5 protein-coding genes are annotated in these 6,123 nt (G+C 72.5%); all 5 read left to right on the forward strand.

Going from position 1 to position 6,123, the window contains the following annotated elements:
- Nucleotides 1-1,788, forward strand: a 1,788-nt coding sequence (gene ligA, locus IRZ18_07900) for an NAD-dependent DNA ligase LigA (GenBank protein ID MBX5477026.1), incomplete at its 5' end; no start/stop codon positions are given.
- Nucleotides 1,769-2,074: an Asp-tRNA(Asn)/Glu-tRNA(Gln) amidotransferase subunit GatC gene (gene gatC, locus IRZ18_07905; protein ID MBX5477027.1), complete on the forward strand. Its 306-nt coding sequence runs from the start codon at nt 1,769-1,771 to the stop codon at nt 2,072-2,074. The genes ligA and gatC, both read left to right, overlap by 20 nt.
- Nucleotides 2,071-3,564, forward strand: coding sequence for an Asp-tRNA(Asn)/Glu-tRNA(Gln) amidotransferase subunit GatA (gene gatA / locus IRZ18_07910; GenBank protein MBX5477028.1), 1,494 nt, complete (start codon nt 2,071-2,073; stop codon nt 3,562-3,564). The genes gatC and gatA overlap by 4 nt, the downstream gene beginning before the upstream one ends.
- Nucleotides 3,561-5,009, forward strand: a complete 1,449-nt coding sequence (gene gatB, locus IRZ18_07915; GenBank protein MBX5477029.1) for an Asp-tRNA(Asn)/Glu-tRNA(Gln) amidotransferase subunit GatB — start codon at nt 3,561-3,563, stop codon at nt 5,007-5,009. The genes gatA and gatB overlap by 4 nt, the downstream gene beginning before the upstream one ends.
- The coding region (gene rlmD / locus IRZ18_07920; protein MBX5477030.1) for a 23S rRNA (uracil(1939)-C(5))-methyltransferase RlmD at nt 5,006-6,123 on the forward strand (1,118 nt) is incomplete at its 3' end. The genes gatB and rlmD, both read left to right, overlap by 4 nt.

Here is a 6,123-nt window from a genome sequence, read left to right on the forward strand (position 1 = left end):
CAGGGCGAGTCTCCAGCGTACGTGGTGGAGCCGAAGATCGACGGCCTTTCGGTGGCGCTCACCTACGAGAACCGCCGCTTCGTCCGCGGCGCGACGCGCGGCGACGGCGAGGTCGGCGAGGACGTGACGGCGAACCTGCGGACCATCGAGACCATTCCCAAGGTGCTCCCTCCGGAGGCGCCGGCGCGGCTTGTCGTGCGCGGCGAGGTCTTCATGCCGGTGGCCGCGTTCGAGCGCCTCAACGAGGCGCGCCGCGCCGCGGGCGAACCGCTCTTCGCCAACCCTCGCAACGCGGCGGCCGGCTCCGTGCGCCAGCTCGACCCGTCCGTCACGGCGCAGCGCCAGCTGGACTGCTTCGTCTACAGCATCCTCGCCGCCGAGGGCTTCCCGGGCCAGGCCGGGCCGCCCCGGAGCCAGTGGGCCGCCCTGGAGGCGCTGCGCGCGTGGGGCTTCAACGTCAACCCGGAAAACCGGCGCTGCGAGGCGGTCGACGAGGTCATCGAGGCCTGCCTCGCCTGGGCCGAGCGGCGCGCGGACCTGCCGTACATGATCGACGGCGTCGTGGTGAAGGTCGACTCGCTCCGGCAACAGGAGGATCTCGGCAGCACGAGCCACAGCCCGCGCTGGGCCGTCGCCTACAAGTTCCCCGCCGAACAGGCGCGCACGCGGGTGCTGGACATCGTCGTCTCCGTGGGGCGCACCGGCGCGCTGACGCCGCTCGCCGTCCTGGAGCCGGTGCGCCTGGCCGGGTCCACGGTCTCGCGCGCCAGCCTCCACAACGAGGACTACATCCGTGAAAAGGACCTGCGCGTGGGGGACTGGGTCGTCATCCAGAAGGCGGGCGACGTGATCCCGCAGGTCGTGGGCGTGGACGTCGCCGCGCGCGCGGAAGACGCGAGGCCCTTCGTCATGCCCGACCGCTGCCCCGTGTGCGGCTCGGCGGCCGTGCGCGAGGAGGGCGAGGCCGTGCGGCGCTGCGTGAACACGGCCTGTCCCGCGCAGGTGCGGGAGCGCATCCTGCACTGGGCGGGGCGGGACGCCATGGACATCGACGGGCTGGGCCCGTCGCTCGTCGACCGGCTCCTCGAGGCGGGCCTCGTGCGGGACGTCGTGGACCTGTACCGGTTGCGCGCCGAAGACCTCGTGCCGCTGGAGCGCATGGGCCGCAAGTCGGCCGAGAACCTCGTCGCGCGCATCCAGGAGAGCCGGGAGCGGCCGCTCTCGCGGCTTCTGTTCGCGCTGGGCATCCGGCACGTCGGGGAGCGGGCGGCCGCGCTGCTCGCGTCGCACTTCGGCGACATCGACCGGCTGGCGCGCGCGTCGGTGGAGGACTTGACGGCCATACCGGAAATCGGAGAGAAGATCGCGCGGAGCGTCGTCACCTACTTCTCGCAGCCGGAGACGGCGTCGCTCATCGCGCGCCTCAAAGAGGCGGGCGTGCGCACGGAGGAGCCGGGCCGCGTCCCGTCGGGGGAGTTGCCGTTCGCCGGCAAGACGTTCGTCCTGACCGGCACCCTCTCCATCCCACGGCGGGACGCGGAGGAGATGATCGCCGCGCTGGGCGGCCGCGTCAGCGGCAGCGTGAGCCGCAAGACGGATTACGTCGTGGCCGGGGAAAGCCCGGGATCGAAGCTGGACAAGGCGAGGGAGCTCGGCGTGCCGGTCCTGGACGAGGCCGCGTTCATGAAGCTGGTGGAGGAGGCGCGCGCGGCCGTGGCCGGCGGCGACGGGCGGGGCGGCGCGCGCGCAGGAAGCGAGGGAACCGACGATGCCGATTTCGGAAGATGAAGTTCGCCACATCGCCAAGCTGGCCCGGCTCGGCCTTGAGCCGGCGGAGGTGAGCGCGCTCACCGCCGAGCTGAACGGCATCCTCGAACGGGTGGAGCGGCTGCGCGCCGTCGACGTCGAGGGCGTCGAACCGCTCGCGCACGTCGGGGGACTGCACAGCGTATGGCGGGAAGACGTGGCCCGGCCGGGCCTCGAGCGCGAGGCGGCGCTCGCGAACGCTCCGGACGCGCACGAGGGCTATTTCCGCGTCCCGCGCGTCGTCGCCCACGAGGAGGCGGACGCGTGAAGCTCCATGAACTGACGGCGCACGAGCTGCGCAACCGGATCGCCCGGCGCGAGGTCAGCGCCACGGAGGTGGCCAGGGCCTTCCTCGACCGCCGCGAAGCCGTCGAGGCGCGCGTCCAGGCGTTCATCTCGCCTTTGGACGAGGGCGACGTGCTCGCGCAGGCGCGCGCCGTCGACGAAGCGCTAGCCCGAGGGGAGTCGGCCGGGCCCCTGGCCGGCGTGCCCGTCGCGCTGAAGGACAACCTGTCGACGGCCGGGATGCGGACGACGTGCGCCTCGCGCCTGCTCGCCGACTACGTCCCTCCGTACGACGCGACGGTCGTCCGGCGCCTGCGCCGCGCCGGCGCCGTCATCGTCGGGAAGACGAACATGGACGAGTTCGCCATGGGTTCGTCGACGGAAAACTCGGCCTTCTTTCCGACCCGCAACCCCTGGGACACGCGTCGCGTGCCCGGCGGCTCCTCAGGGGGGTCGGCGGCGGCCGTCGCGGCCGGCGAGGCGGCGCTCGCGCTCGGCAGCGACACCGGCGGCAGCATCCGGCAACCGGCGGCGCTGTGCGGCGTCGTCGGTCTCAAGCCCACCTACGGTCGGGTGTCCCGGTACGGGCTCGTCGCCTTCGCCTCCTCGCTCGACCAGATCGGCCCGCTGGCCCGGGACGTGGCGGACGCCGCGCTGGCGCTGACCGTGATCGCCGGCCGCGATCCCCTCGACGCCACGAGCGCTCCGGAACCGGTCGGGGACTACATGGCCGCGCTGGAACGCGGCGTGCGCGGGCTGCGGATCGGCGCGCCGCGTGAGATGTTCGAGGCCGAGGGCATCGACCCCGTCGTCCGCGACCTGACGGTGGCCGCGCTGGAGACGCTGGCCGAACTGGGCGCGGCCGTGGAGGAGTGCCGCCTGCCCACGGCGGGGCTTGGATTGGACGCGTACTACATCGTGGCGCCGGCGGAGGCCAGCTCCAACCTGGCCCGCTACGACGGCGTGCGCTACGGTCTGCGCGTCCAGGGGGACGACATCGTGGACATGTACGAGCGGACGCGGGGGCGCGGCTTCGGTCCGGAGGTGCGCCGCCGCATCATGCTGGGCACGTTCGCGCTGTCCTCCGGCTACTACGACGCGTACTACAAGCGGGCGCAGCAGGTGCGCGCCAAGATCCGCGCGGAATTCGAGCAGGCCTTCCAGCGGTACGACCTGCTCGCCTCGCCCACCTCGCCGACGGTCGCCTTCGCGCTCGGGGAGAAGACGGACGATCCCCTCGCCATGTACGCGAGCGACATCTGCACGGTGACGGCGAACCTCGCCGGCATCCCGGCGATCTCCGTGCCGTGCGGCTTCGAACAGGGCCTACCCGTCGGGCTGCAGCTCATGGCTCCGCCGTTCCAGGAGGAGCGCCTGTTCGCCGCCGCCGCCGCCTATGAGCGGGCCACCAGCTGGCACCGCCGCCGGCCGCCGCTGGGCCTTGTCACGTCCGCCGGGGAGGGTTCGGCATGAGTCGCGTCGCGGCCTCGACCGAGTTCGAGACGGTCATCGGCCTGGAAGTCCACGTGGAGCTCTCCACCGAGAGCAAGATGTTCTGCGCCTGCCGTGTCACGTTCGGCGACCCGCCCAACACGCACGTGTGCCCCGTGTGCCTGGGCCTGCCGGGGGCGCTGCCCGTCCCCAACCGGCGCGCCGTCGAGTATGCGGTGCGGGCGGCGCTGGCGCTCCACTGCGAGATCGCGCCGGTGACCAAGTTCGATCGGAAGAACTACCACTATCCCGACCTTCCGAAGGGGTACCAGATCTCGCAGTTCGACCGCCCGCTGGGAACCAACGGCTACCTTGACGTGCCGCTCCCCGGCGGCGGAACGCGGCGGGTGCGCATCCGGCGCCTGCACCTCGAGGAGGACGCGGGCAAGTCCCTGCACGACCCTCGCCTGGGGACGCTCGTCGACCTGAACCGCGCGGGCGTGCCGCTCATCGAGATCGTGTCGGAACCGGACCTGCGCTCCCCGGAGGAGGCGCGCGCCTACCTCCAGGAGCTGCGCAACGTGATGCTCTACACCGGCGTCTCCGACGTGAGGATGGAGGAGGGCAGCCTCCGCTGCGACGCCAACATCTCCATCCGGCCGGTCGGCAGCGACGCCTTCGGCACGCTTGTCGAGGTCAAGAACATGAATTCCTTCCGCGCCGTCAAGCAGGCCCTGGAGTACGAGGCGGAGCGCCAGCGGGCCGTCGTGCTGTCCGGCGAGCGCGTCGTTCGCGAGACGCGCCACTGGAACGAGCGCGCGGGCCAGACGACGCCCTCGCGCAGCAAGGAGGAGGCGCACGACTACCGCTACTTCCCTGAACCGGACCTGGTGCCGTTGCGCCTCGACGCGGACTGGGTGGAGCAGATCCGGCGGAGCCTGCCCGAGCTGCCTGCGGAGCGGCGCGCCCGGTACGAGCGCCTCGGCCTTTCCGCGTATGACGCCTCGGTGCTCGTCGACCAGCGTCCGCTCGCCGACTTCTTCGACGCCTGCCTCGACCGCGGAGCGGACGCGAAGCAGGCGGCGAACTGGGTGATGGTGGAACTGCAGGGATACCTGAACGAGACCGGCGAGACGCTCGCCGACACGCGCATGACGCCGGAGGGCCTTGTGGCGCTGCTGCGCCTGATCGAGGAAGGGACGATCACCGGCAAGATCGCGAAAGAGATCTTCCCGGAGCTGGTGAGGACGGGCGGCGATCCGCGCTCGATCGTCGAGGCGCGGGGCCTCGTGCAGATCGCGGACCGCGAGGCGCTCTACGCCGTCGTGAAGGAGGTCCTCGCGCAGAACCCGGCGGCCGTCGAGGATTACCGGAAGGGCAAGACGAACGCCGTGGGCTTCCTCGTCGGCCAGGTGATGAAGGCCACGCGCGGACGCGCCAACCCGGCCCTGGCGAACGAGCTCGTCCGCCAGGCATTGGAAGAATGAACGCACAGAGCGGGAAGCGCCCGGGCGGGAAGCGCCCGAACCCGGGCGACCGCCTTCTTCTTGAGATCGACGACCTCGCGGCGGGCGGCGACGCCGTCGCCCACCACGAGGGCTACGCCGTCTTCCTGCCCTACGGCGCCGTCGGCGACCGCGTCTGGGCGCGAATCCTGGAGGCCCGGCCGCGCTACGCCCGCGCCGCCATCGAGCGGGTCGAGGCGCCGGCCGCGGGGCGCGTGCCACCGCCCTGCCCCGTCTTCACGCAGTGCGGCGGCTGCGCCTGGCAGCACCTCTCGTACGAAACCCAGCTGGCGGCGAAGCGGAAGATCGTGATCGACGCCCTTGAGCGCATCGGCGGCTTCGACGCGTCCGGATCCGGCCCCGGCGCTGTGCGCGTCCGGGACATCCTCGGCATGGCGCGGCCCTGGCACTACCGGAACAAGGCGGCCGTGCCGGTGGCCCCCGGGCCGGGCGGGACGCTCCGCCTTGGCTACTACGCGCGGGGCAGCCATGAGGTCGTCGACTTCGACGACTGCCGCCTCGAGGACGAGCGCCTCGTGCCGGCGCTCAAAGCGACGCGGCGGCTCCTGGAGCGCTGGCGGCTGCCGCCGTACGACGAGTCCCGCCACGCGGGGCTCGTGCGCCACGTCGTGGCGCGCGTCGCCGTCGCCACCGGGGAACTGCTCGTGGCGCTCGTGCTCAACGGCGAGGGCTTCGCGGACGAGGCCGGCTTCGCCGCGGCGCTGCGCGCCGAGGTGCCCGGGCTCGCCGGGTTCGTCGTCAACGTGAACCGCGCGCGCGGCAACCGCATCCTCGGGCCTCGCACGCGCACCGTGTGGGGCCGGCCGTACGTGCGCGACCGGCTCCTCGGCCTCGCGTTCCACGTGTCGATCGAGTCCTTCTATCAGGTCAACCCCGCGCAGACGGAGGTCCTGTACCGAAGGGCGCTCGAGTACGCCGGCGATTCGGCCGGGCGGGCGCTCGACGCGTACAGCGGCATCGGCACCATCGCGCTCCTCCTCGCCGCGCGGGCGCGCGAGGTGCTGGGGCTGGAGATCGTGCCCGAGGCCGTCGCCGACGCTCGGGAAAACGCGCGGCTGAACGGTATCGGCAACGC

It is taken from the genome of Clostridia bacterium (assembly GCA_019683875.1).
GTDB lineage: Bacteria > Bacillota > Sulfobacillia > RBS10-35 > Bu92 > Bu92.

Coding starts and splice junctions, on each gene's coding strand:
- gatC (MBX5477027.1), top strand. CDS start 1,769: ATGCCGATTTCGGAAGATGAAGTTCGCCACATCGCCAAGCTGGCCCGG.
- gatB (MBX5477029.1), top strand. CDS start 3,561: ATGAGTCGCGTCGCGGCCTCGACCGAGTTCGAGACGGTCATCGGCCTG.